The organism is Xylophilus sp. (assembly GCA_009914555.1).
Taxonomy (GTDB): Bacteria; Pseudomonadota; Gammaproteobacteria; order Burkholderiales; family Burkholderiaceae_C; genus WNDY01.
In genome coordinates, this window is record WNDY01000005.1 from 113,907 (window position 1) to 139,579 (window position 25,673).

Genomic DNA, 25,673 nt, shown 5'->3' on the forward strand with positions numbered 1-25,673 from the left:
CGAGAAGCCCGCCGGCGAGCACCGCATCTTCGAACAGCTCGGCATCCCGATCGAAGGGCTGGGCGACGGTTTCAGCTGGAAGAGCCAGGACCTGGAGCAGTCCGCCGCCCTCGCGCGCGCCGGCTGGCAGCGGGCGCGCGCGGCCATCCTCGGCGGCGGGCACTTCCTCGTCGTGCTCGACGAGATCACCTATCCACTCGTCTACGGCTGGCTGCCGCTCAATGGGCAGGAAGGCGTGCTCGCCACGCTGCGCAACCGTCCGCGCGACGTGCACGTGGTGCTGACGGGCCGCCGCTGCCCGCAGGAGATCATCGACATTGCCGACACCGTGACCGAGATGGCCAAGGTGAAGCATGCGTTCGATGCGGGCATTCCGGCCCAGCGCGGCATCGAGGACTGACCGACGTGGCGTCCGCCTGGCTGGCGCTCGCTCCGCTGGTCGCCCTCGCGGTGGACCGCCGGGCCGGCGAGCCGCCGGTGCGCTGGCATCCGGTGGCGTGGATGGGTCGGGCGCTGGGCAGCGCCAGCCCATTCGTTGCGCCACATGAGGACGACGCTGCCGTACCCTCGGCGCAGCGGCAATTCTTCGCCGGCGCCGCCTGCTGGATCGCCATCGCCGCTGTGGTGACGGCCATCGCCGCGGCCGTGCAGGCCCTGGTGGTGCTTTGGCTGCCCGCCTGGGCTGCGGCGCCGGTCCTGGGCCTGCTGCTCAAGCCGCTGCTGGCCTGGCGCATGCTGCGCGACGAAGTGCGGGCGGTGGAGACCGCATTGGCCGATTCGCTCGACGCCGGCCGCGCCCGGCTCGGCCGCCTGGTGAGCCGCGACGTGGCCCGGCTCTCGGCCGCCGAGGTGCGCGAGAGCGCCATCGAGTCGCTGGCCGAGAACCTCAACGACTCGGTCGTCGCGCCGCTGTTCTGGTTCGCCGCCGCCGGCCTGCCGGGCGCCGCGCTCTACCGCTTCGCCAACACGGCCGATGCCATGTGGGGTTACAAGGGCTCCCGCGACGCGCGCGTGTGGAAATGGGCAGGCAAATGGGCGGCGCGGGCGGACGATGCGCTGTCGTGGCTGCCGGCGCGCGCCACGGCGGCGCTGATCCTGCTGCTGGCCGCAGCACCCCGCGCGGCGTGGCGCGCGCTGCCGGCCGAGGCGCGCCGCACGCCGTCGCCCAACGGCGGCTGGCCGATGGGCGCGATGGCGCTCGCGCTGCGCATCCGGCTGGCAAAGCCTGGGGTGTATGTGCTCAATGGGGACGGCGACAGCCCGGTACAAAGGCATACCCCCCTGGCGATTGCCGTTGCCGGCAGGGCTGCGGCTGCTGCGGGGCTGTTGGCCGTGCTCGGCGCATGGCTTGCCTGACATGGCGGGCGGCGAGAGCGGCGCCGCCCTGCGGGGGCTTCCCCCGACAATCGGCCGGATGACCGACTTTCCCCGGCCGGCGGCGCGGATGCACGGCGGCCCCGATGCGCTGGGTATGCCGGCGCACGACTTCTCGACCAATGCCAACGCCTGCGGCCCCTGTCCCGAGGCGCTCGCCGCGGTGCAGGCGGCCGATGCCGCGCGCTATCCCGACGCCGGATACACCGCGCTGCGCGCGCGGCTGGCCGCCTTCCACGGCGTGGAGCCCGGGCGCGTCGTCATGGCCGGCAGCGCGAGCGAATGCATCTTCCGCATCACCGCCTGGGTGGCGCGGCAGGGCGGGGCCCGCGTGTGGCTGCCGGACCATGCCTATGGCGACTATGCCGATGCCGCCGCCGCCTGGGGCGGTGCACGCGCTGCGCAGCCGGCCGATGCCGACCTCGCCTGGGCCTGCGAGCCTTCCAGCCCGATCGGCGGCACCGAGCCGGCCTATGCGCGCTGGGCACGGGCTGCCGCGGTCAAGGTGCTCGACTGCGCTTACGCGCCGCTGCGGCTCGAAGGCGCCGCGCCTGCCGTGCCGGCCGATGCCTGGCAACTGTGGACGCCCAACAAGGCCCTCGGCCTGACGGGCGTGCGGGCCGCCTATGCGATCGCGCCGCAGGGTCAGGGCGGCGCGGCAGACGCCCTGCGCGCGCTGGCGCCGTCCTGGCCGGTGGGAGCGCACGGCGTGGCGCTGCTGCAGGCCTGGACCGCGCCCGCGGCACAGGACTGGCTGGCCGCCAGCCGCGCCACGCTGCGCGGCTGGAAGGACCGCCAGGCGCTGATGCTGCAGACGCACGGCTGGGGGCTGCTGCCGGGCGCTGCCAACTTCGTCTGCGCCCGGCCGCCGCAGCCGCTGGCGGCACTGCTGCCGGCGCTGCGCGCACGCGGCATCAAGCTGCGCGACTGCGCGTCGTTCGCCCTGCCGGGCCATGTGCGGCTCGGCGTGCTGGCGCCGGCATCGCAGCACGCGCTGGACGAGGCACTGCGCGCCCAGGTGAAAGACTGACGGCCGTTCGTCTCAGTACGCCGGCTGCGCTGGCCCGGCGGGCGCGGCCGGCGCGTCGCCGCCGCGGATGCCCGCGAGATTGCGTTCCAGCGCGGTGCGCAGCAGCGTCAAGTCCATGCCGATGGCGACGAACTGCGCCCCCTGGTCCAGGCATTCGCGGGCGCGCTGCGGATCGGCCATGAGGATGCCCGGCGCCTTGCCGGCGGCGCGGATGCGGCGGATCGCGTCGTCGATGGTGGCGTCCACCTCGGGATGGCGCGGCCGGCCGGGATGGCCCATGCTGGCCGACAGGTCGGCCGGGCCGATGAAGACGCCGTCCACGCCGTCGACGGCGGCGATGGCCTCGATCTCGGCCAGCGCTTCGCGTGTCTCCACCTGCACCAGCACGCAGGTCTCCTCGTGCGCCGTATGGATGTACTGCGCATCGCGGCCGAAGTTGGAGGCCCGCATCGTGCCGCCCACGCCGCGGATGCCGCGGCCCGGGTAGCGGGTGGCAGCGACGGCGGCGCGGGCCTGGTCGGCGTCCTGCACGAACGGCAGCAGCAGGGTCTGCGCGCCGATGTCGAGGTAGCGCTTGATGAGCACCGGGTCGTTCCAGGCCGGCCGCACGACGGCCGAGGTGACGGCGCCGCCGGGAATCGCGGCGGCATTGGCCTGGAGCTGGCCCAGCATCTGCGGCACGTCGGCCGGCGTGTGCTCGGTGTCGAGCAGGACCCAGTCGTAGCCGGCGCCGGAAACCAGTTCGGTGATGTAGGGCGAGGGGATGGTCGACCACAGGCCGATCTGCTGCTGGCCTTGGCGCAGCGCGTGCTTGAAGCGGTTGTGTTGGGGCATGGGCACAGTATGCGGCAACGGTCAGGCTTCGACGCGCCTGATCTCGCCCACGACCACCAGGTAGGCGAAGATGGCCAGCGCGGCGTTGGCGCTGATGAACAGCAGCGCGCCGTTGAACGAGCCGGTCGCCTGGATGATGGTGCCGATGGCGATCGGCGTGACGATCGACGACACGTTGCCGAACATGTTGAACAGTCCGCCGCTGAAGCCGGCGATGCGCGGCGACGCGGTGTCGGCCATCACCGCCCAGCCGAGCGCGCCGATGCCCTTGCCCATGAAGGCCAGCGCCATGATGGCCACGACCAGCCATTCGGCCTGCACGTAGTTGCACAGCACCATGCTCATCGACAGCAGCATGCCCAGGACGATCGGCGTCTTGCGCGCCACCGACAGCGAATGGCCGCGGCGCAGCAGTGCGTCGGAGAAGACGCCGCCCAGCAGACCGCCGGCGAAGCCGAAGATCGCGGGGATCGACGCCACCAGCCCGGCGTTGAGGATGGACATGCCGCGCTGCTGCACCAAGTAGACCGGGAACCAGGTCAGGAAGAAGTAGGTCAGCGTACTGATGCAGTACTGGCCCAGGTAGATGCCGAGCATCATGCGGTTGCCCAGCAGCACCCTGGCGTGCGACCAGGCGCTGCCTGCGGCTGGCGCGGCGGCGCTGCACGGCGCATCCATGTCGGTCTGGCCGCCGCCTTCGCGGATGTACTCCAGCTCGGCCGTGCCCAGCGACGGATGCCGGTCGGGGCTGTGCATCACGGCCAGCCACAGCAGGCTGCCGACGATGCCGAGCGCGCCCATGAAGTAGAAGGTGCTCTCCCAGCCCAGTGCATGGGCGACCCAGGCCATGAGCGGCGCGAACAGCACGGTCGCGAAGTACTGGGCCGAGTTGAAGATGGCCGTGGCCGTGCCGCGCTCCTGCGTCGGAAACCAGGCCGAGACGATGCGCGCATTGGCCGGCAGCGACGGCGCCTCGGCCGCGCCCACCAGCAGGCGCAGGCCGAACATGATGTAGACCGCGGCGGCCACGCCGAAGTGCATCACGCCGCCCTGCAGCAGAGTGAACGCCGACCACAGCAGGATGCTCCAGAAGTACACGCGCTTGGAGCCGTAGCGGTCCAGCAGGCGCCCGCCGGGTATCTGGCCGACGAGATACGACCAGCCGAAGGCCGAGAAGACGAAGCCCAGCTCCACCGGGCTGATGCCCAGGTCCTTGGTGATGAGCGGCCCGGTCACCGCGAGGATGGCCCGGTCGGCATAGTTGATGGCGGTGACGAAGAAGAGCAGGGCGACGATGCCGTAGCGCACGCGGCCCCGCACGGCCGCGGGAGCGTGGGTCTGCAGGGTGTTGTTCATGGTGTGTGGGAACTCTTGGGCTGTCGGCCTGCCGGGCGAGGATGTCCCGATCCGGGCAGGCGCCGCCGGCGGGGCTGCCGGCCGGCGGGGGAAGGGCGCCGTGCCGCGCCGCGGTGTCAGTCGATGTGGATGCCGCGCTGCGCGATCAGGGTCTTCCAGCGGGCAAACTCCCGGGCCTGGAACGCAGTGAACTCGGCCGGCGTGTTGGCCACGATCTCCAGGCCCTGATCGTTCATGCGCTTGCGCACCGCGGGCCGCGCATGGCGGTGATGGCCGCCGCCGCGATCTGTTCCTTCACCGCGGCCGGCAACCCGCGCGGGCCGACCAAGCCCTGCCAGGAGTACACCTCGGCACCCTGTACGCCAGACTCGGCCAGGGTAGGTACATCGGGCAGTACCGGCGAGCGGGCCGTGCCGGTGACCGCGATGGCGCGCAGCTTGCCGGCGCGGATGTGGTCGAGCACGGCATTGACGTTGGGGAAGGAGTAGTCGACCTGGTTGCCCAGCAGGTCGGTGATGGCCGGCGCGCCGCCCTTGTAGGGCACGTGCAGGCCCTGGGTCTTGCTCTGCTGCCAGAACACTTCAGCGGAGAGGTGGTCCGATGCGCCGTTGCCCGAGCTGGCGAAGCTCACCTTGCCAGGCTGGGCCTGCAGCTCGGCGATCACGTCTGCCACGGTGCGGGCCTTTTTGGCGGGAGCTGCGACGAGCACGTTGGGCGCCTGCACCGGGATGCTGATGTAGTCGAAGTCCTTGAGCGCGTCGTAGGCTAGGTTCTTCTGCAGGTGCGGCGCGATGACGAAGATGCCGAGCGAGGCGACCATCAGCACCGAGCCGTCCGCTGGGGCCCGCTTCACGTAGGCCGCGCCGATGGCACCGGTGGCGCCCGGGCGGTTGTCCACGATGAACGACTGTCCGGTGGCCGCCTGCAACTGGTTGGCCAGGACCCGGCCGACTGTGTCGGTCGAGCCGCCCGCGGGGAAGGGGACGACGATGGTCGTGGTCTTCTGCGGCCAGTCGCCCTGGGCCTGGGCCCGTGCGGCGAGCAGAAGGGACGATGCAGCCAGGGCTAGCAGCAGCCTGCGGCGGGAGGACATGGAGGAGGGCGAGAGGGTCATGGGAGACAGGTTCCTGGATTCAGGTCGAGGCCCGCAGGCCGAGCTTGCGGATTAGCTGGCCGTAGCGATGGCTGTCCTCGGATATGACTTTCTTCAAAGCGACTTTCTTCAAAGCGTCAGGCCCGTCGCCGAGCGCTGTCGCGCCCTGGGCCGCCAAGGCCTCGCGGGCGGCCGGCGTGGCGATCACGGCCTGGACGTCGGCGGCGATGGCCTGGGCCAGGGCCGGCGGCAGGCCCTTCGGGCCGAGCAGGGCAACCCAGGAGCCTGACTCGGCGCCTTGGACGCCGGCCTCGGCCAGCGTCGGAACCTCGGGCAGCGCGGGCGCGCGGCGGGCGCTTGTCACCGCCAGAGCGCGCAGCCGGCCGGCCTTGACGGCTGCGCTGGTTTCCAGCACCGAGGTGAATTGCAGATCCACCTGGCCGGCCAGCAGGTCGGCCGTGGCGGGCGCGCCGCCCTTGTAGGGCACGTGCAGCAACTGGATGCCTGCCGCGGCCTGGAAGAACTCCAACGCCAGGTGGGTGGAGTTGCCTGCGCCGGAACTGGCACAGCTGATCTTCCCGGGCTGGGCCTTGGCCAGCGCCACCAGTTCCTGCACCGTTCTGGCGGGAAAGCCGGGCTGCGCCAGCAGCACGATGAGTAGCTCCGCCACCAGGGCGATCGGCGTGAATGCAGTGTCGTTGTCGTAGGGCAGCTTGAGATAGAGGAAGGGATTGATCGCCTGTGTGCCCACGTTGCCGATCAGCAGCGTGTAGCCGTCGGGCCGGGCCCGCGCCACCACGTCGGCGCCGATGATGCCGGCGGCACCGGCCCGGTTGTCCACCACGGCGGAGCGGCCCCAGCGCTGGGTCAGCTTGTTGGCCAGCAGGCGGGCGGCCACGTCGGTGCCGCCGCCGGCCGAGAAGGGCACGACCAGCGTGACCGGACGGCTGGGGTATTTGTCCTCCGCTTGCGCAGCCAGGCTGGCGCCCAGCGCGGTGCCCGCCAGTGCCGCCAGCCGGGTCAGGCAGCGGCGGCGCGAGAGGCCCAGATGTTCTGTGGATGTCATGCTGTGTGTCTCCGTCGTTCCATGGAAGGGGCCCGCCCGGCGGGGTGGCGTCAGCGCTGCTGGTTGTGCAGCGGCTCGCCGGCTGCCAGGCGGGCGATGTTGCGGGCCATGAACGCATAGCGCCGCTCCAGCAGGCCATGCGTCCATCCCGAGACATGGGGCGTGCTGCGGACGTTGGGCAACTGGGTGAGGGGGAATTCCGCCGGCTCCAGCGGTCCCTGGTGGTCGGGCGTGGGGTAGCGGTACCAGACGTCCAGGACTGCGCGGCCCAGCCGGCGTGCCTGCAGCGTCTCGTACAGCGGCTGCGGCTGCACCAGCTCGGCACGGCCCACGTTGACCAGCAGGGCGTCGGAGCGCAGCCCCGCCAGTTCGCGCGCGCCGACCAGTCCGCGGCTGCTGTCGTTGAGCGGACAGCACAGGACCAGCACGTCCACCGCCGGCAGCAGCGCGGCCAGGTCGGCCACGGGATGCGTGGCATCGGCGCCGGGCTCGAGCCGCGCATGGCGGGTGACGGCAGTGACATGCAGGCCCAGCGCGCGTAGCCGCGCGGCCGTGGCTTGGCCGATGGCACCGAAGCCGACGATCGCCGCCCGGCGGCCGAAGGCCTCGCCATGCACGGCGCGGCCGCGGTAGGTCGCCGCCCAATGGGCTGCATCCATGGCGAAGCGATCGCCTTCGGGGAAGATGACCCAGTCGAGCACGGCCCGCGTCACGAACTCGGCGATCGGTATCTCGTGCTCGTAGACGTTGCAGACACGGCAGTGGGCAGGCAGGGCGTCGAGTGCGATCGCGTCTAGGCCGGCGCCCGGTGCCTGCAGCAGCCGCGCCTGCAGCCGGGGGGCCTCCTGGGCGGTGAGCCGGGTAGTGACCAGCACGTCCGTGACGATGGGGCCTTCGGCCGGCAGCGCGGCCTGGCCCTGGACGATGAAGCCCTCGCCCAGCAGTTGCTGCAGTCGGGGTGCCTGCGGTGCGTGCTGTGCCAGCACCGTCACGGTGGTCGCCATGACCTCAGCGTCCCTTGACCTTGCGCCAGGCGGCGAAGTCCACCTTGGTCTGCTCGGCCGTTGCCGGGTAGAGGCCGATGATGGTCTTGCCCTCGCGCACCGACTCGATCACGAAGTCCTCGAAGGCGGTCATCTCCACGGCCTCGGCCGTGATCTCCGCGACCAGGTGGGCCGGGATGACGATGGCGCCGTCGTTGTCGCCCACGACCACGTCGCCCGGAAACACCGGCGCGTCGCCGCAGCCGATGGGCACGTTGATGTCGATGGCCTGATGCAGCGTGAGGTTGGTCGGCGCCGACGGGCGCTGGTGGAACGCGGGCATGCGCAGCTGGCTGATCTCGTCGGCGTCGCGGAAGCCGCCGTCGGTCACGATGCCCGCCACGCCGCGCTCCTGCAGGCGGGTGGCCAGGATCGCGCCGGCCGAGGCTGCGCGTGCGTCGCCGCGGCTGTCGATCACCAGCACGGCGCCGGCGGGACAGGTCTCCACCGCCTTGCGCTGGGCGTGGTTGGGATCGCGGAAGACCTCGATCGGGTTCAGATCCTCGCGCGCCGGGATGTAGCGCAGCGTGAAAGCCTCGCCCACCATGCTGCGCTCCAGGCGCCGCAGCGGGGCGGCGCGCTGGATGAACTGCTGGCGCAGGCCGCGCTTGTAGAGCGCGGTGGCGAGGGTGGCGGTGCTGATGGATTGCAACTGCTCGCGCAGTGCGGGGGTGAGTACGCTCATGTCGATTCGGTCCGGAAGAAGAGGAGGAAGGCGGCGGCCGGGCTCAGGCCGGCAGGGCGGATTCGCGTACCACGGCATCGGCGCGGCTGCGGATCCCGGGCCGCAGCGCGGTGCCGATGCCGGCGGCGGTGGGTGCCTGCACCACGCCATCGACAATGGTGGGCAGATCGGTCACCAGGTCGCGGTACCAGGTGGACAGCGTGGCCCGTACGACTTCCTGGAAGATCGCGGTGGATGCGTGCAGCGCCAGGTGCAGGCCGGCCCACAGCGTGACCGGGCCGGTGCAGTCGTGCGGCGCCAGCGGGCGGCGGTGCGATTCGGCCAGCGCCGCAATCTTGCGGCCCTCGGTCAGGCCGCCGCACCAGGCCAGGTCGAGCATGATCACGTCCACCGCCTCGGCGGCCAGCAGCTGGCGGAACTGGGTGGTGCCGGCCAGCGTCTCGCTGCCGCAGATCGGCACGTTGACGCGCGAGCGCAGGTCGGCCAGCGCGCCCACGTCGTCCATCTTGTTGATCGGGTCCTCGACCCAGAAGACGCCGTAGTCCTCCAGCGCGCGGCAGATGCGCTCGGCCGCATGCGTGCCCCAGAGGCTGTGCAGCTCGGCCATGATCTCGATGCGGTCGCCCACGGCCTCGCGGATCCTGCGGAACGGTTCCAGCCCCTTCTTCAGATCGGCCAGCGAGATGCGGTGGCCGCCCGATGCCGTGGCGAAGACGTCGAACGGCCAGATCTTCATGGCGCCGTAGCCTTCCTCTACCAGGCTGCGCGCCAGCGCGCCGGCGTCGCGGTTGAAGGCGATCTGGTCGTCGTAGGGACCCTGGAACTCGTCGCCGGCGCCGATCACGCGGCGCGCGGCGCCGGCCACGCCGCCGGAGTTGTAGTCGTAGCCCGCGCAGGTGTTGTAGGCCGGGATCGCCAGCCGGCTCGCGCCGCCCAGGGCCTCGTGCACCGGGATGCCGTGGCGCTGGCCGGCGAGGTCCCAGAGCGCGAAGTCCACGGCGCTGGCGGCGCGCACTTCCGCGCTCGCTCCCTGGAAGCCGACGTAGGGGCTCAGCAGCTGGCGTGAATGGGCCTCGATGCGGCGCGCATCCTGGCCGAGCAGCAGCGGCGCGGCCTGCTCGTGGATGACGGCCTCCACGGCCTGCGCGCCGCGGAAGGACTCGCCGAGCCCGACGAGGCCGTCGTCCGTTTCGATCTCGACCCAGATCAGCTTGGGACGCTCGGCGATCCGGATGGTCCGGAGGGTGGTGATCTTCGGCATGGAAGGGTCTGCGGGTTGGTTGCGGTATGGCGGCGATTGTTGGAATCCCCTCCGTCACATGTCAAAAGCTCCGTCAGGTTGTATTACATCTATAGAATCGGCCGTCCACCCAGCGACGGAAGCGACCATGCCCATTTCCCCCCTCAGCGACCGCGTCTACGACCAGATACGTGAACTGATCGAGCACGGCGGGCTGGTGGAGGGCGCCCGGCTGCCTGGGGAAAACGATATGTCCGCGCGGTTCGAGGTATCCCGCCCGGTGGTGCGGCAGGCGCTGGCGCGGTTGCGCTCCGAGGGCTGGGTCACGTCCCGGCGGGGCGCCGGCAACTTCGTCGGCAGTGCGGAGCTGCGCAGCGCGGCCTTCGCGCCGCTGCAGAGCGTGGCCGAGGTGCGCCGGTTCCTGGAGTTCCGCTGCGTGATCGAGGGCGAGTGCGCCGCCTGGGCCGCGCGCTGCCAGGACAAGGAATTGGTCGAGGAGATCAGCACCCGGCGCCGGCTGCTGGAGGTGGCCATCGCCCGCGGCGGGGAGCACATCACCGAGGACATTGCCTTCCACGAGGCCGTGGCGCGCGCCAGCGGCAACGAGTTCTACCTGATGACCATGTCGGCCCTGCGCCAGCACCGCATCGTGGCCACGCGGCTGATCCGCGAGCTGTCGCCCCAGCCCTCGGTGCGCCGCCAGCGCGACGTGCGCGCGGAGCACCTGCGCATCGAGCAGGCCATCGTGGCCGGCGATGCGGACGAGGCGCGCTGCGCCATGGTCGCCCACCTGCGCGGCGGCATCGACCGGCTGTTCGGCAAGGGCGGCGCCGCTGCGCGCTGAGGCGCTGCGGGATCAGCGGTTCTGCAGCAGCGGCGTCTGTGCGAACAGCTCGGCCGCCCAGTCCACGAACACCCGCACCTTGGCGCTCAGGTGCCGGTTGGGCGGGTAGACCACGTGCATCGGCAGCGGCGGCGAGGTCCAGCCGGCCAGTATCTCGACGAGCTCGCCGCTCGCCCGGTACGGCGCGGCGATGAAGGCCGCCATCTGGGACACGCCCTGGCCGCCCAGCACCGCGGCGGTGTGGGCATTGCTCTCGTTGACGGCGATGCGAAACGGGCCGCCGAGGTCGATGCGCTCGCCGCCGCGCTCGAATTCCAGCGGACAGGTGCGCCGCGACACCGCCGAGAAATAGCCGACCACATGGTGCGCGCCGGTCTCGAGGTCGCGAGGATGGGCCGGCGCGCCGTGGCGCCGCAGGTACGCAGGCGCCGCGATGTTGACGAAGGGCAGGTTGCCGATGCGGCGCGCGACCAGCGACTGGTCGGTGATCTCGCCGGCGCGGATCACGCAATCGACGTTGTCGCCGATCAGGTCCACCGGCCGGTCGCCCACGCCGAGGTCGAGCGCGATGTCGGGATAGCGTGCGAAGAAGCCGTCGAGCGCCGGGATGATCAGCAGCCGTGCGATGGAGGAACCCACGTCGACGCGCAGCCGCCCGCTCGGCGTGGCCTGCGCATTGGTCATGCCGGCCTCGATGTCGTCGAAGTCGGCCAGCAGGCGCGCGCTGCGCTCGTAGTAGACGGCGCCGTCGGGCGTGACCGTGACGCGGCGCGTTGTGCGGTGCAGCAGGCGCGTGCGCAGCCGCGCCTCCAGGGCCTGGATCTGCTTGGTGACCGTGCCCTTGGGCAGGTTCAGCGAGTCCGCCGCGCGCGTGAAGCTGCCGGTCTCGACGACGCGGGTGAACACGCGCATCGCGTGCAACGGGTCCATGGTTCGGCCTTTTTCTCTTCGTTCCCTGCCTGTGCCGGCGGGGTGCGACGAATTCTCACACGCGGCTTGGCAGCCATTGTTGGTGCTGTGGAAACGGTGTTTGCATGGCCGGCGGGCTTTTCGATACAGCGGCGCGCACTAAGATCCGTCTCACGCCGACCGATCCTTCCGCCATGTCCGCCCCTTCATCCCCGTCCATCGACATCGCCATCGCCCTGGAAGGGCAGGGCGGTGCGCAGATTGCCGCGCGGCTCTACGGCCGACGGGTGGCGGCAGGCGGGCCGCTGGTGCTGCACTTCCACGGCGGCACCTTCACCTGCGGCAGCCTCGACGACGGCGCCGTCGTGGCCCAGCTGCTGGGCGCGGCCGGCGCGGTGGTCGTCTCGCTCGACTATCCGCTTGCGCCGGAGCACCCGTTCCCGCAGGCCGTCGAGGCCGGCTACGGCGCGCTCCAGTGGCTGCACCGCCAGCGCACCCGGCTGGCCGGCCGGGCGTCGAGGCTCTATCTCGCGGGCGAGGAAGCGGGCGGCAACCTGGCCGCCGCCGTGGCGCTTGTGGCCCGCGACCGGGCGCATCCGCCGCTGGCCGGGCAGATCCTCGTCTCGCCGATGCTCGACCCCTGTGCCGGCACGCCGTCGCTGCGCGAGGCGCAGGGCGCGCAAACCGAATGCAAGTGGGCCGAGGGCTGGAAGAAGTACCTGCGCTGCCCGATGGATACGCACCATCCCTACGCCGTGCCCGGCGCGTCGAGCCGGCTCGCGGGCCTGCCGCCCGCGCTGATTCTCGCGGGCCAGGACGACCTGCTGCGCGACGAGGCGCTGGCCTATGCCGAGCGGCTGCGCGGCGCCGGCATCGCCGTCGATTCAGGACTGCTCGGCCCCTACACCGGCTGGCCCGAGGCGCTGACCGAGCCGTCCGACGCGCCGCAGCGATGTCCCTGCGCCGACGAGGTGGAGCTGCGCCTGCGCCGCTTCTTCGGCGCCACCGGACCGGCGGCCACGCCGCCCCGGTTGCCGGGCGACAACCCGTCGTAAGACACATCTCTTCCTGACCGACGGACTGCGCGCACCTGCCGATGAGACAGGTGCCGGGCCGCGCTGCGCGCTGCCGGCCGCATTCCGTTTCTTCCGCCTCCCGATGGCGCTCTGCACCGGAGCCCGCCAGGGGCGCCGCTTCGCCTTTCTTTTTCTGTTTCGTCTGACGAGGGATATGCCATGACCGACCACTCCAACGATCCGCACCGCGCCGGCCCGGCCGCGCGGCGCTCGCCCGCCGCGCTGGCCGCCGGCATCGCTGCCCTGGCCGTCGCCGGCGCGGCCGCGCTGCTGGTGCTGCACGACCCGCCAGCGCATGCCGACGCGGCGCCCGCCGCGCCGCCGCCCGCTCCGGTGTCGGTGGCGGCGGTGGCCGCCTCCGACGTCACCGCGTGGGACGAGTTCTCGGGCCGGCTCGAAGCCGTGCAGCGCGTGGACGTGCGCTCGCGCGTCGCCGGCGCGGTGCAGTCGGTGCACTTCCGCGAAGGCGCGCTGGTGAGGCAGGGCGACCTGCTGTTCACCATCGACCCGGCGCCGTATGCGGCCGAGGTCGAGCGCGCCGCGGCCCAGGTGGCCTCGGCCGAGGCCCGTGCCGCCTTCAGCCGCAGCGAGCAGGAGCGCGCGCGCCGGCTGTGGGACGAGCGCGCCATCGCCCAGCGCGAATACGACGAGCGCGCCAACGCCGGCCTCGAAGCCGAGGCCAGCCTTCGCGCGGCGCGCGCCGCGCTGCAGGCCGCGCGCCTGAACCTGGGCTACACGCAGGTGCGTGCGCCGGTGGCCGGCCGCATCGGCCGCGTCGAGGTGACCGTGGGCAACCTCGTGTCCGCCGGCGCGGGTGCGCCGGTGCTGACCACGCTGGTGTCGGTGAGCCCGATCTACGCGAGCTTCGACGCCGACGAGCAGACCGTCGCCCGCGCGCTGGCCGGCCTGCCCGGCGGCGCGGCGGGGCGCGCGGGCTCGCTCGGCAGCATCCCGGTGCAGATGGGCACGGCGGGAGAAAGCGGCACGCCGGTGGCCGGCCGGCTGCAACTGGTGGACAACCAGGTCGATGCGCGGAGCGGCACGGTGCGTGTGCGCGCCGCCTTCGACAACGCCGACGGCCGCCTGATCCCGGGCCAGTTCGTCCGCATCCGCATGGGCCAGCCCCGCAGCAGCCGCGTGCTGCTGGTGAGCGAGCGCGCCGTCGGCACCGACCAGGACAAGAAGTTCGTCATCGTCGTCGGCGAGGGCAACAAGGCCGAATACCGCACGGTGACGCTCGGCGTGCCGGCCCACGGGCTGCGCGTGGTGACCTCGGGCCTGAAGGACGGCGAGCGCGTCGTCGTCAACGGCTTGCAGCACGTGCGCCCGGGAGCGGTGGTGGCGCCGCAGCTGGTGCCGATGGAAGCGCGCGCCCCGGGCGCCGCGACCCAGCTGGCATCACGGTAAGCAGGTGCGGCCATGAACCTCTCCCGATTCTTCATCGACCGGCCGATCTTTGCCGGCGTGCTCTCGGTGCTGATCCTGTTGGCCGGCCTGATCGCGCTGCGCGGGCTGCCGATCTCCGAATACCCCGAAGTCGCGCCGCCCTCGATCGTGGTGCGGGCCAGCTATCCCGGCGCCAATCCCAAGGTGATCGCCGAGACCGTCGCCACGCCGCTCGAAGAGCAGATCAACGGCGTCGAGAACATGCTCTACATGGGCAGCCAGGCCACGACCGACGGCATGATGACGCTGACCGTCACCTTCCGCCTCGGCACCGACCCCGACAAGGCCCAGCAGCTGGTGCAGAACCGCGTCGCGCAGGCCGAGCCGCGGCTGCCCGAGGAGGTGCGCCGCCTGGGGCTCACCACCGTCAAGAGCTCGCCCAACATCACGATGGTGGTCCACCTCGTCTCGCCCAATGGGCGCGACGGCATGGACTATCTGCGCAACTACGGCGTGCTCAACGTGAAGGACCGCCTCGCGCGCATCGAGGGCGTGGGCCAGGTGCAGATCTGGGGCGGCGGCGACTACGCCATGCGCGTCTGGCTCGACCCGCAGAAGGTCGCGCAGCGCGGCCTCTCGGCCAGCGACGTGGTGGCCGCGATCCGCGCGCAGAACATCCAGGCCGCGGCCGGCGTGGTCGGCCAGTCGCCGGGCGCCGAGGGCGTGGACCTGCAGCTGTCGGTCAACGCGCAGGGCCGCCTGTCGACCGTGGAAGACTTCGGCGACATCAGCGTCAAGGGCGGCAGCGGCAGTGGCGACACCCAGGTCGTGCGCCTGCGCGACGTGGCCCGCATCGAACTGGGCGCGGCCGACTATTCGCTGCGCTCGCTGCTCGACAACGACTCGGCCGTGGGCATCGGCGTGTTTCAGTCGCCGGGCTCCAACTCGCTGCAGATCTCCGACAACGTGCGCCGCACGATGGAAGAGCTCAAAAAGAACATGCCCGAAGGCGTGGAATACCGCATCGCCTACGACCCGACGCAGTTCGTGCGCGCCTCGATCGACTCGGTGGTGCACACGCTGCTCGAAGCCGTGGCGTTGGTGGTGCTGGTGGTGATCCTGTTCCTGCAGACCTGGCGCGCGTCGATCATCCCGCTGCTGGCGGTGCCGGTGTCGGTCGTGGGCACCTTCGCCGTGCTGCACCTGCTGGGTTTCTCGATCAACGCGCTCACGCTGTTCGGCCTGGTGCTGGCCATCGGCATCGTGGTGGACGACGCGATCGTCGTGGTCGAGAACGTGGAGCGCAATATTGAGGCGGGCCTCGCCCCGCGCGAGGCCACCTACCGCGCGATGCGCGAGGTGTCGGGCCCGATCATCGCGATCGCGCTGGTGCTGGTCGCGGTGTTCGTGCCGCTGGCTTTCATCTCGGGGCTGACGGGGCAGTTCTACCGCCAGTTCGCCGTGACCATCGCGATCTCGACGGTGATCTCGGCCGTCAACTCGCTCACGCTGTCGCCGGCGCTCGCGGCGCTGCTGCTGCGCGGCCACGATGCACCGAAGGACGCGCTCACGCGCGGCATGGAGCGGGTCTTCGGCCGCTTCTTCGCCGCGTTCAACCGCTTCTTCCACCGCAGCGCCGAAGGCCACAGCCGCGGCGTCAAGGGCGTGATCTCGCGCAAGGCGCTGGCGCTGCTGGTCTATGCCGCGCTGGCCGCGGCGACCTGCGGCCTGTTCAAGGCGGTGCCGGGCGGCTTCGTGCCGTTGCAGGACAAGCAGTACCTCGTCGGTTTCGCCCAGCTGCCCGACGGCGCCACGCTCGACCGCACCGAGAACGTGATCCGCCGCATGGGCGAGGTCATGAAGCAGAACCCGAATGTGCAGGGCACGCTGGCCTTCCCGGGCCTGTCGATCAACGGCTTCACCAACAGCTCCAACGCCGGCATCGTCTTCGCCATGCTGAAGCCCTTCGAGGAGCGGCGCGGCAAGGACCAGACCGGCGTGGCCGTGGCCGGCCAGCTCAACGCAGCCTTCGCCGGCATCCAGGACGCGTTCATCGCCATGTTCCCGCCGCCGCCGGTGGAGGGCCTGGGGACGACCGGCGGCTTCAAGCTCCAGATCGAGGATCGCGCCTCGCTCGGCTACACCGCGATGGACGGCGCGGTCAAAGCCTTCATGGCCAAGGCATCCCAGGCGCCCGAACTGGCCGGCCTGTTCACGAGCTGGCAGGTCAACGTGCCGCAGCTCTATGCCGACATCGACCGCACCAAGGCCCGCCAGCTCGGCGTGCCGGTGACCGACATCTTCGACACGCTCCAGATCTACCTCGGCAGCCTGTACGCGAACGACTTCAACCAGTTCGGCCGCACCTACAGCGTGCGCGTGCAGGCCGACGCGCCGTACCGCGCGCGCGCCGAGGACATCGGCCTGTTGAAGGTACGCAGCACTTCGGGCGAAATGGTGCCGCTCGCGGCGCTGTTGAAGGTGGACCCGAGCTTCGGCCCCGAGCGCGCCATGCGCTACAACGGCTTCCTCTCGGCCGACATCAACGGCGGCCCGGCGCCCGGCTGGTCGTCGGGCCAGGCGCAGAAGGCCGTCGCGCGCATCGCCGCCGAGACGCTGCCGCCGGGCATCGGCTTCGAATGGACCGAGCTGACCTACCAGGAGATCCTGGCCGGCAACTCCGCCGTGCTGGTGTTCCCGATCGCGATCCTGCTCGTCTTCCTGGTGCTGGCCGCGCAGTACGAGAGCCTGACGCTGCCGCTGGCGATCATCCTGATCGTACCGATGGGCCTGCTGGCCGCAATGGCCGGCGTGTGGCTCTCGCGCGGCGACAACAACGTGTTCACCCAGATCGGGCTCATCGTGCTCGTGGGGCTCTCCGCCAAGAACGCCATCCTGATCGTGGAGTTCGCGCGTGAACTCGAATTCGCCGGCCGCACGCCGCTGGCCGCCGCCGTCGAGGCCAGCCGGCTGCGGCTGCGCCCGATCCTGATGACCTCGCTCGCGTTCGTCATGGGCGTGCTGCCGCTGGTGCTCTCCACCGGCGCCGGCGCCGAGATGCGCAGAGCGATGGGCGTCGCGGTGTTCGCCGGGATGATCGGCGTGACGGCCTTCGGCCTGTTCCTCACGCCGGTGTTCTATGTGGTGCTGCGCCGCCTGGCCGGCAACCGCCCGCTGCGCCAGCACGGCGTGGCGGTGCACGACGCCGAGGCTTTCGTCTCGGCCGACCACCCCGCGCCGCACGGCGGCGGCCACGGCGCGCTGCCGTCGCCCGCCGCGCGCGTCGGCCGGCACGAATGACCCGGAGCCTCGCCATGAAAAAGACAACTTCGCTCCTGCGCCTCATTCCCCTGGCCGCGGCCCTCTGGCTGGCCGGCTGCGCCACCGCCACCGGCGATGCCGACGCGGCCCGCGTCGCCGCGCCGGCCCGGTTCAAGGAGGCCCAGGCCCCGGCCGGCGAAGGCCGCTGGACCCGCGCCGCGCCGGCCGAGGCCCAGTCGCGCGGCGAATGGTGGCGCGCCTTCGCCGATCCGCAGCTCGACGCGCTGGTCGCCCGGGCCACCGCCGGCAACACCGGCATCGCGGAGGCCGCGGCCCGCGTGGCCCAGGCCCGCGCGCTGGTGCAGAACGCGCGGTCCTTATACTCTCCCCAGATCAGCCTGGGGACGGGTGCAAACCGGACGGCAGGGTGGGATACTACGGAGAGTACTGTTCCAGTCACGGTGATCGGCGCGGGCCTCAACCTGTCCTACGAGCCCGACCTGTTCGGCCGCATCCGCCGCGCGGCCGACGCTGCGTCACAGGACGCCGCCGCCAGCGAGGCGCTGCTGCAAAGCACCCGTCTGCTGGTGCAGGCCGAAACCGCGCAGACCTATCTGCTGCTGCGCGCCACCGACGCAGAGCGCGCCCTGGTCCGCGAAACCGTGGCCGCCTATGGCGACACGCTGGCGCTGACCGAGCGCCGCTGGCGCGCCGGCGACCTGGCCGAGCTCGACGTGGCCCGCGTGCAGAGCGAAGTCGCCTCGACTCAAGCCGATGGCTTGGCGCTCGACCGTCGCCGCGCCGAGCTGGAACATGCCCTGGCCGTGCTGGTCGGCGAAGCGCCGGCCAGCTTCAGCGTTGCGGCCGACGACACCGCGCAGGACTGGCAGGCTGCGCTGCCGGTCGTGCCGGCCGGTGTGCCCGCCACCGTGCTCGCGCGCCGCCCCGACGTGGCGGCGGCCCAGTCCGGTGTGCTGGCCGCGCAGGCGCGGCTCGGCGTGGCCCAGGCCGCGTGGTTCCCCTCCATCACGCTCACGGCCAACGGCGGCTACGCCTCGCCCGAACTCGGCGACCTGCTGAAGTGGTCGGCCCGCTCCTGGGGCATCGGTGCGCTGCTGTCGCTGCCGCTGTTCGACGGCGGCCGCCGCGAGGCGGGCGAGCGCCAGGCACGGGCCCGGCTCGACGAAGCCGTGGCCGGCCTGCGCGGCCAGGTGCTCACGGCCGTGCGCGAGGTGGAGGACCAACTGAGTGCCCTGCGCCTGCTCGATGCCCAGGCCGAGGCCCAGGCCCGCGCGGTCGACGCGGCGCGGCGGGCGATGCAGTTCTCCGACACGCGCTACCGCAACGGCATGGTCAGCCAGCTCGACCTGCTCGACGCGCGCCGCAGCGAACTGCGCAACCGCCGGCAGGCGCTGCAGGTGCGCTCGGCGCAGTACCAGGCGACGGTGGCGCTGGTGCGGGCCCTCGGGGGAGGGTGGGACGGGGAGGCTCCGCAGAACGTGGCGCGGGCCGGACGCTAGCGCGCAGGCGCGTGCCAGGGAGCCGGCAAAGCGGCACCGGTGTGCAGGAAACCTGCCGTAGTGCGCGGCACGACCCGCGTATCCAGCCACGCGCGCAGCCGCCTTCCCGCGGGGCCGTCGCGCCGCTCCCTGCACAGGACGCCGATCCCCAGCTCCATCAGCGTCAGCGCGGAAACGAAGCAGCCCAGATCCACAGCCCGGCTGCCGACGGATGCGCGCGGCGGGTCGAATGCGATCTCCGACAGGTCCGGCACGCCGCCCGCCAGATGACGAGCAGGGTCAGCAGGATGACCGCGCCGAACAGTGCCAGCGAGTCCGCGTCCGTGGTGCGATGGCCCGGGCCGTCGAGCAGACGCCGGTCGTGTTCCTTTGTCGTCGCGGCGATCGTTGACGCGTGGCATCCTGCCGATCGGAAGGCCGCTCGAGCGTTATCGCAGGCGCGCTGCTCCAATGCGGTGTTTCGGCTGGAAACAGCGTTGCATTGCTGCGGCCGAAAAATGGCTCTCCAACCATCCCTCTGTCCGCGCCCGCGCCGGGCGCGCTTTTCGTTGCGGCGCCCTCCTGCGGCGGTGCGCCGCTGCGCTGCAAAGAAAGGATCCTTCCATGGCTCAACAGCAATCGCAACCCCGGCCGAAGCTCGAACAACTCCATCGCTTCGGCGGCAAGGTCGTCATCGTGACCGGCGCAGGCTCCGGCATCGGCGCCGCCACCGCGCGCCGCCTCTCGCAGGAAGGCGCCAACGTCGTCATCGCCGACATCACCGACGACAAGCTCGCCGCCACCCGGGCCGACCTGCCGGCCGAGCGCACGCTGGCCCGCGCCACCGATGTGTCGAAGTTCGACCAGGTGCAGGCGCTGGTCGAGGCCGCAGTGCAGAAGTTCGGCCGGCTCGACGTGATCCACAACAACGCCGGCGTCGTCGTGCAGGGCAAGGTGGACGAGGCGAGCCTCGACGACTGGGCCCGCATCCTGGCGGTCAACGTCAGCGGCGTGTTCCACGGCGCGCGCGCGGCGATCCCGCACCTGCTCAAGACTAAGGGCTCGATCGTCAATACCTCGTCGGTCTCCGGCCTCGGCGGCGACTGGGACTTGAGCTTCTACAACGCGTCGAAGGGCGCGGTCGCCAACTTCACGCGCGCGCTCGCGCTCGACTACGGCAAGCACGGCGTGCGCGTCAACGCGGTGGCGCCGAGCCTGACCTTCACCGGCATGACGCAGGACATCAAGAACGACCCGAAGCTGCTCGCGAAGTTCGCCGAGCGCATCCCGCTGGGCCGCGGCGCCGAGCCCGAGGAGATCGCGGCCGTCGTCGCCTTCCTCGCCAGCGCCGACGCGGGCTTCATCACCGGCGTGGTGCTGCCGGTGGACGGCGGCGTCTCGGCCTCCAACGGCCAGCCGGCGCAGGGCTGAACGCTGCGGTGGCGGCCAGCGTGCCGTTCGAGCTGCTGCCGTACGCGCAAGAGCGGCGGCGCCGCTGAAGCCACCGCGCGCAGGCACCGGCGCACCGGCGGGCGCTGCCGGCCGCAGGCGAGGAGCGCGGGGCCGGCGGGGGGCCTGCGGGAGGGGGACAATGCGGGCTTTCCGCCCACCGTCCGAGTCGCCCGTGCCCGTCTTCCCTGCCGCCGCCCATCCACCCGTCCCATCCCACGTCGCACTGTACTGGGACTTCGAGAACCTCCACGCCGGCCTGTTCGAGGCCCGCCACGGCGAGGGCGCCTACGGCCAGCCCGACGGCCGCTTCAAGGTGCAGGAACCACTGGTGGACGTGGCCGCCGTCGCCGACCTGGCGGCGGTGTTCGGTCCGCTGGCCATCCACAAGGCGTACTGCAACTGGCAGTTCTTCGGCCGCTACCGCGATGCGCTGATGCAGGCCGGCATCGATCTCGTGCAGCTCTTTCCCCCCGGCGGCGCGGCCAAGAACGGCGCGGACATCCGGCTCGCGCTCGACGCGGTGGACGACGTGCAGCGCCACGCGCACATCGGCACGGTCGTGGTGGCCGGCGGCGACAGCGATTTCCTGCCGCTGGCGCAGCGGCGGGAACTGCTGCGGGCCCTGGCCGCCGCCGGCCTGGGGGCCTGATCCGTGGCGGCCTTCTGCATCATGGTGCTGGGCACGACCAGCGGCGCGGGCAAGAGCTGGCTCACCACCGCGCTGTGCCGCTGGTATGCACGCCGCGGCTGCAAGGTCGCGCCGTTCAAGGCGCAGAACATGAGCAACAATGCGCGCGTCGTGGCCGGCGGCGAGATCGGCAGCGCGCAGTACTTCCAGGCGCTGGCCGCACGGGCCGAGCCCGAGGTGCGCATAAACCCGCTGCTGCTCAAGCCCGAGACCGACACGCGCAGCCAGGTCGTGCTGCTGGGGCAGGTGAACGACGCCCTCTCGCGCCTTCCGTGGCGCGAGCGCAGCGCCCATGTGTGGCCGCACATCGCCGCGTCGCTCGACGCGCTGCGCGCCGAGAACGATGTGGTCGTCATCGAAGGCGCCGGCTCGCCGGCCGAGATCAACCTGCATGCGAGCGACGTGGCCAACATGCGCGTGGCCCGGCATGCGAACGCGCGCTGCCTGCTGGTGGCGGACATCGACCGCGGCGGCGCGTTCGCGCACCTCTACGGCACCTGGGCGCTGCTGCCCGGCGACGAGCGCAGGCTGATCCACGGCTTCGTGCTCAACCGTTTCCGCGGCGACGCGGCGCTGCTGGCGCCCGCGCCGCAGCTGCTCCAGGCGCGCACCGGCGTGCCCACGGCCGCCGTCATCCCGCTGCTGCGCGAGCACGGCCTGCCCGAAGAGGACGGCGTGTTCGATGACCGCGCCACCGGCGCCGCGGGGGCGGCCGTGCATACGCGCGTGGCCGTGGTCGCCTATCCGCGCATCAGCAACCTCGACGAATTCCAGCCGCTGAAGAATCTGCCCGGCGTGCAACTGCGCTGGGCCCGCAGCCCGGCCGCGCTGGACGGCGCCGACTGGATCGTGCTGCCCGGCTCCAAGGCCACGGCCGCCGACCTGGCCTGGCTGCGCGCGCGCGGGCTCGACGTCGCCATCGCCGACCATGCCCGGCGCGGCGGCCGGGTGCTGGGCATCTGCGGCGGCCTGCAGATGCTGGGCGAGGCGCTGATCGACACCGACGGCGTCGACGGCAACGCCGCCGGCCTGGGACTGCTGCCGCTGGTGACCGAGTTCGCGCCCGGCAAGACGGTGCGCCGCACCGAGGCGGCCTTCGGTCCGCTGACCGGCGCCTGGGCCCTCCTGGCCGGCGTGGCCGTGGCGGGCTACGAGATCCACCACGGCCGGACCGCGCAGCACGCCGCGCTGGCCGCGGCCGGCGAGCTGGCGCTGCCGGCCATGCCAGGCGGCCTCGCCTGGCAGAACGGCGCCGGCAACGTGCTGGGCCTGTACCTGCACGGCCTGTTCGAGGACGCGCGGGTGCTGGCCGCGCTGTTCGGCGCCGCGGCGCCCACGCTCGCATCGGTGTTCGACCGGCTGGCCGACGGCATCGACCAGTGGTTCAGCGCAAGCAATCTGCTGCCGCCGAGAGTATAGGCTGCCAGCCGGCAGGAGTCTAGCACTACGGGAGATAGCAGGAGGGGGTATATCTCGGTTATCTATTGCGCTGCGCGCCGCCCACAGCGCATGAACCGACGCGGCCGAGGCCAGCGGACGCCGCGCAAGGGCCGCCCACGCCGCGCTGGCGCCGCCCCCTTCCCGCAGCGCGAAGCGCGGGGGAGCGGCGAAGCCGCTCGGGGTTGTCGTTTCATTTCAGCGCCGCACTGCGGTGAAGGCCAGCGTGCTGTACGGGAACGACACCTCCTGCCGGCCGCGCAGCGCCGGATGCGTGGCCGCCAGTTCCTCGATCTGCGCGCGCACCCGGGCGTTCTCCGCGGCCGGCAGGGCCGCGATGAAGCTCACCGACATGACGCGGTCCACGATCACCTGCTGCGGCGTGCCGACGTGCGCATGCGGCCAGCGCGTCACCTCCAGCGGCCTGAACAGCCGCCGCCCCGCGCCGTCCGGCGCATCGAAGACCCGGCGCCAGGCGCCGGTGTGGAAGCGCGGCGCGTCGCCCTCGTGCGGCGTGATGATCCCGGTGAGCCGGGCGACCCAGTCGACCGACTCGTCGCGCACGTTCCACACCAGCAGCAGCCGGCCGCCGGGCCGCAGGACGCGGTGGAACTCGGCCAGCGCCTCCCCGGTGGCGAACCAGTGGAAGGCCTGGGCACACGCCAGCACGTCGGCGGCGCCGTCGGCCAGCGGCACCGCCTGCGCCGTGCCCTCGACGGCCTCCACGCCCGGCAGCTGCTGCGCCAGCTGTTCGCGCATCTGCGCGATCGGCTCCACCGCGACCACCCGGGCGCCGGTGGCGGCCAGCAGCCGGGTGAACTTGCCGGTGCCCGCGCCCACATCCACCGCGGTGCGGCCGGGCGCCAGTCCCAGGGCATCGCGCAGCCAGCCGACGGCCTCCGAGGGATACTCGGGGCGTCCGCGAGCGTACGACTGCGCCTCCTTCCGGAAGCCATCCCGCGCCGCGCCGTGCACTGCGCCGGCCGTCCCGCCTGCATCTCCATCCAGAACCATGACCGATACCTCCTTGCTGCCCGCTGTCGAAGACATCCATGATGCCGCGTTGGCCGAACGCCTGCAGCGCCGCATCGACCGCAAGACCAAGCCGCTCGGCGCGCTGGGCCGTATCGAGCCGCTGGCGCTGCGCCTCGGGCTCATCCTGGGCAGCGAGGCGCCGAGGCTGGCGCATCCGCAGATGCTGGTCTGCGCGGCCGACCACGGCCTGGCGGCGCGCGGCGTCTCGGCCTATCCGAGCGACGTGACCTGGCAGATGGTCGAGAACTTCCTGGCCGGCGGCGCGGCCGTCAGCGTGCTCGCGCGCCAGCACGGCCTGGCGCTGACCGTGGTGGACTGCGGCGTGCGGCACGAATTCCAGCCGCGCCCGGGGCTGGTGGACCGCCGCATCGCGCCCGGCACGGCCGATGCCAGCCAGGGTCCGGCGATGACGCCGGCCCAGCGCGACCGGGCCATCGCCAACGGCCGCGAGGTGGTGCGCGTGCTGCCCGGCAATGCACTGCTGCTCGGCGAGATGGGCATCGGCAGCACGTCGGCCGCCTCGCTGCTGCTGGCGCGCCTGTCGGGCCGGCCGGTCGAGGACTGCACCGGCAGCGGCACCGGGCTGGACGCCGGTGGCGTGCGGCGCAAGACGGCCGTGCTGCGCGAGGTGCTGGCCCGCCATGCCGGTGCCGTGGAACCGCTCGACGCGCTCGCGGCCTTTGGGGGCTTCGAGGTGGCGACGCTGGTGGGCGCCGTGCTCCAGGCCGCCGGGGAGCGCCGCGTGATCGTGGTGGACGGCTTTATCACCAGCGCCGCAGTGCTGGTCGCCGCGCGGCTGCGCCCGTATGTGCTGCAGCGCTGCGTGTTCGCCCACCGTTCGGGCGAGCGCGGGCACGGGCTGATGCTCGAGCAGCTCGGCGCCGAGCCGCTGCTGGACCTGGGCCTGCGCCTGGGCGAAGGATCGGGCGCGGCGCTGGCCTGGCCGCTGCTGGTGTCGGCCGGCGCGGTGCTGGACGAGATGGCAAGTTTCGAGAGCGCGGGTGTTGCCGACAGGATCGCGCCATGAGACCGCCATGCCGCCCGGATCGCCAGCAGGCCGGTGGTGGCTGGACAAATTGCCTCAAGCGTGCGGCCGAGGGTTTCGCCGGCCGGGCGTGTCACCCATAATGCTTGGGTCATGCACATCCTGCGCACCTCGTCACTGCTCGCCCGCCTGGTCCTGGCGTGGTTCGTGTTGACGCTGGGCGTCGCGGCTGCCTCGCCGGTCCTCCAGCCGCAGTCGGTGGAACTGGTCTGCAGCATGGGCGGCGGCATGAAGGTGGTGGTCAGCGAAGACGGCAAGGCCGTGAACGTCGGCCACCACCACACGCTCGACTGTCCCATGTGCCTGGGCCTCTCGCTGCCGCTACCCGCAGCGCAGGCGGGCGGCGACATGCCGCAGCCGCTGGCGCATGCATTGCTGCCTGTGGTCCAGGCACATATTGCGGGCATCGCCGGTGCTCCGCTGCCGCCCCGCGGCCCTCCCGCGCTTTCCTGAGCCGGATCGCCAAAGCCGCGTGATCGCGCCTGCGGCTGCGCACCGGCCTGAACATGGATTGGTTGGGTCGCCGGACTGAGCCGGTATCGCTTTCGCGGTCCGGCGGTGTACGGCGGTCCGTCGCACAACCGCAGTGGCAGCCCGGTCCCAAGGGGATGCGTTGCCCGCTTCCCGTTTCACTCCACCATGAAATTCGTTCGCACTCCCACCGTGACTGCCGTGTCGGTCCTGATGACCCTGCTTTCCGCCCAGGCGCAGGCCCAGGACGACGCCGGGTCTGGTGGATCGCTCAAGCCCGTCACCGTCTCCGCGGGTCGAAACCAGCTCCAGCTCGACGAATCCAACAGCGCCGGCACCCGGCTCGGCCTGTCTGCGTGGGAGACGACGGCCACTGTCCAGTCCGTCTCGCAAGATGAGATGCAGGCGCGTGGCCTGCGCACTGCGAAAGAGGTGTTCGCCGACATCCCGGGCGCGGTGTCCGGCAACGTGCCGGGCAATCCCGCGACGCTCATGATGCGCGGCTTCTCGGGCAACGCCGTGTCGATCCTGCAGGATGGCGTGCGCATTTCCACCTCGACCGTGGTGCAGAGGGACACCAACACCTGGCATTTCGAGCGCATCGAGGTCATCAAGGGGCCGGCATCGGTGCTGCACGGGGAAGGCGCGCTCGGAGGCGTGATCAACAAGGTCACGCGAAAGCCCACCTTCGATGGCAACCATGTCGATGCGCTGCTCTCGGCGGGGCTGTCAGTATTTCTGTGTGTGAGGCGGTTGGTGAACTGGTTTCTGGCTGTTGATCTATCAGGCCCCTGCCAGGCCGCCGGAGGCCCCCCCGGTTGGCCCATGGACCCATGGCTCAGCCCCTCA

General features: G+C 71.9%; 22 protein-coding genes and 2 pseudogenes. 14 read left to right on the forward strand and 10 right to left on the reverse strand.

The genetic code is table 11. The features are described from left to right. Positions 1–10: 10 nt before the first annotated feature. The 3 genes and pseudogenes from GAK38_RS04915 to GAK38_RS04925 all read left to right on the forward strand — a co-directional run. A pseudogene (locus tag GAK38_RS04915) lies at positions 11–400 on the forward strand (cob(I)yrinic acid a,c-diamide adenosyltransferase); the annotation flags it as partial. A gap of 5 nt (positions 401–405) precedes the next feature. Then, a complete protein-coding gene (cbiB, locus tag GAK38_RS04920) occupies positions 406–1,356 on the forward strand; it encodes an adenosylcobinamide-phosphate synthase CbiB (protein WP_325341913.1) in 951 nt (316 codons plus the stop codon). 58 nt (positions 1,357–1,414) lie between these two features. After that, complete coding sequence (locus tag GAK38_RS04925; RefSeq protein ID WP_325341914.1) at positions 1,415–2,404, forward strand: aminotransferase class I/II-fold pyridoxal phosphate-dependent enzyme; 990 nt, start codon at positions 1,415–1,417, stop codon at positions 2,402–2,404. A 12-nt stretch (positions 2,405–2,416) separates the two neighbouring features. On the opposite strand, the gene GAK38_RS04930 is transcribed toward GAK38_RS04925, so the two are convergent. From GAK38_RS04930 to GAK38_RS04960, 7 genes and pseudogenes are all read right to left on the reverse strand, one after another. Then, complete coding sequence (locus GAK38_RS04930; RefSeq protein WP_325341916.1) at positions 2,417–3,238, reverse strand: aldolase/citrate lyase family protein; 822 nt, start codon at positions 3,236–3,238, stop codon at positions 2,417–2,419. 21 nt (positions 3,239–3,259) lie between these two features. Further along, complete coding sequence (locus GAK38_RS04935) at positions 3,260–4,594, reverse strand: MFS transporter (RefSeq protein WP_325341918.1); 1,335 nt, start codon at positions 4,592–4,594, stop codon at positions 3,260–3,262. Between the two features lie 116 nt (positions 4,595–4,710). Beyond that, positions 4,711–5,687, reverse strand: a pseudogene (locus GAK38_RS04940) (Bug family tripartite tricarboxylate transporter substrate binding protein). A gap of 40 nt (positions 5,688–5,727) precedes the next feature. Further along, entirely contained in the window at positions 5,728–6,753 is a 1,026-nt protein-coding gene (locus GAK38_RS04945) for a Bug family tripartite tricarboxylate transporter substrate binding protein (protein ID WP_325341919.1), read from the reverse strand. A gap of 50 nt (positions 6,754–6,803) precedes the next feature. Beyond that, complete coding sequence (locus tag GAK38_RS04950; RefSeq protein WP_325341921.1) at positions 6,804–7,757, reverse strand: 2-hydroxyacid dehydrogenase; 954 nt, start codon at positions 7,755–7,757, stop codon at positions 6,804–6,806. A gap of 4 nt (positions 7,758–7,761) precedes the next feature. Next, positions 7,762–8,481, reverse strand: coding sequence for a ribonuclease activity regulator RraA (locus GAK38_RS04955; RefSeq protein WP_325341923.1), 720 nt, complete (start codon positions 8,479–8,481; stop codon positions 7,762–7,764). A 43-nt stretch (positions 8,482–8,524) separates the two neighbouring features. Then, positions 8,525–9,742: a mandelate racemase/muconate lactonizing enzyme family protein gene (locus GAK38_RS04960; protein WP_325341925.1), complete on the reverse strand. Its 1,218-nt coding sequence runs from the start codon at positions 9,740–9,742 to the stop codon at positions 8,525–8,527. Between the two features lie 127 nt (positions 9,743–9,869). Between GAK38_RS04960 and GAK38_RS04965 the strand changes: the two genes are divergently transcribed. After that, on the forward strand, positions 9,870–10,565 hold the full coding sequence (locus tag GAK38_RS04965; RefSeq protein WP_325341927.1) for a FadR/GntR family transcriptional regulator: 696 nt from the start codon (positions 9,870–9,872) through the stop codon (positions 10,563–10,565). Between the two features lie 12 nt (positions 10,566–10,577). Here GAK38_RS04965 and GAK38_RS04970 read toward each other — a convergent pair whose 3' ends face one another. After that, the gene (locus tag GAK38_RS04970; RefSeq protein WP_325341929.1) at positions 10,578–11,495 is read right to left on the reverse strand and encodes a LysR family transcriptional regulator; all 918 of its coding nucleotides are present in this window, start codon (positions 11,493–11,495) and stop codon (positions 10,578–10,580) included. Positions 11,496–11,668: 173 nt separating this feature from the next. Between GAK38_RS04970 and GAK38_RS04975 the strand changes: the two genes are divergently transcribed. The 4 genes from GAK38_RS04975 to GAK38_RS04990 all read left to right on the forward strand — a co-directional run bounded on the left by GAK38_RS04975 (position 11,669) and on the right by GAK38_RS04990 (position 18,717). Next, positions 11,669–12,529 (forward strand): alpha/beta hydrolase, encoded by an 861-nt coding sequence (locus GAK38_RS04975; protein WP_325341931.1) that lies wholly within the window; start codon positions 11,669–11,671, stop codon positions 12,527–12,529. 180 nt (positions 12,530–12,709) lie between these two features. Then, entirely contained in the window at positions 12,710–13,957 is a 1,248-nt protein-coding gene (locus GAK38_RS04980; RefSeq protein ID WP_325341933.1) for an efflux RND transporter periplasmic adaptor subunit, read from the forward strand. Between the two features lie 12 nt (positions 13,958–13,969). Further along, positions 13,970–17,236 carry an efflux RND transporter permease subunit gene (locus tag GAK38_RS04985; protein ID WP_325341935.1) on the forward strand — a complete coding sequence of 1,089 codons (3,267 nt, stop codon included), beginning with the start codon at positions 13,970–13,972 and terminating at the stop codon, positions 17,234–17,236. Between the two features lie 14 nt (positions 17,237–17,250). Then, complete coding sequence (locus tag GAK38_RS04990) at positions 17,251–18,717, forward strand: efflux transporter outer membrane subunit (protein WP_325341937.1); 1,467 nt, start codon at positions 17,251–17,253, stop codon at positions 18,715–18,717. On the opposite strand, the gene GAK38_RS04995 is transcribed toward GAK38_RS04990, so the two are convergent. Further along, positions 18,714–18,971 (reverse strand): hypothetical protein, encoded by a 258-nt coding sequence (locus GAK38_RS04995; protein WP_325341939.1) that lies wholly within the window; start codon positions 18,969–18,971, stop codon positions 18,714–18,716. The genes GAK38_RS04990 and GAK38_RS04995 overlap by 4 nt on opposite strands. Positions 18,972–19,320: 349 nt before the next feature. Here GAK38_RS04995 and GAK38_RS05000 point away from each other — a divergent pair, with 349 nt between their 5' ends. The 3 genes from GAK38_RS05000 (at position 19,321) to GAK38_RS05010 (ending at position 22,255) form a co-directional block, all read left to right on the forward strand. Continuing rightward, the gene (locus tag GAK38_RS05000) at positions 19,321–20,127 is read left to right on the forward strand and encodes an SDR family NAD(P)-dependent oxidoreductase (RefSeq protein ID WP_325341941.1); all 807 of its coding nucleotides are present in this window, start codon (positions 19,321–19,323) and stop codon (positions 20,125–20,127) included. A 193-nt stretch (positions 20,128–20,320) separates the two neighbouring features. Further along, a complete protein-coding gene (locus GAK38_RS05005) occupies positions 20,321–20,797 on the forward strand; it encodes an NYN domain-containing protein (protein ID WP_325341943.1) in 477 nt (158 codons plus the stop codon). A 3-nt stretch (positions 20,798–20,800) separates the two neighbouring features. After that, a complete protein-coding gene (locus GAK38_RS05010) occupies positions 20,801–22,255 on the forward strand; it encodes a cobyric acid synthase (protein WP_325341945.1) in 1,455 nt (484 codons plus the stop codon). Between the two features lie 216 nt (positions 22,256–22,471). On the opposite strand, the gene GAK38_RS05015 is transcribed toward GAK38_RS05010, so the two are convergent. After that, complete coding sequence (locus GAK38_RS05015) at positions 22,472–23,287, reverse strand: class I SAM-dependent methyltransferase (RefSeq protein ID WP_325341947.1); 816 nt, start codon at positions 23,285–23,287, stop codon at positions 22,472–22,474. Here GAK38_RS05015 and cobT point away from each other — a divergent pair. The 3 genes from cobT to GAK38_RS05030 form a co-directional block, all read left to right on the forward strand. Continuing rightward, complete coding sequence (gene cobT, locus GAK38_RS05020) at positions 23,286–24,335, forward strand: nicotinate-nucleotide--dimethylbenzimidazole phosphoribosyltransferase (protein ID WP_325341949.1); 1,050 nt, start codon at positions 23,286–23,288, stop codon at positions 24,333–24,335. The genes GAK38_RS05015 and cobT overlap by 2 nt on opposite strands. Before the next feature lie 111 nt (positions 24,336–24,446). Next, entirely contained in the window at positions 24,447–24,806 is a 360-nt protein-coding gene (locus GAK38_RS05025) for a DUF2946 family protein (RefSeq protein WP_325341951.1), read from the forward strand. Positions 24,807–24,992: 186 nt separating this feature from the next. After that, a partial coding sequence (locus tag GAK38_RS05030) for a TonB-dependent receptor plug domain-containing protein (protein ID WP_325341953.1) occupies positions 24,993–25,673 on the forward strand: 681 nt, incomplete at its 3' end.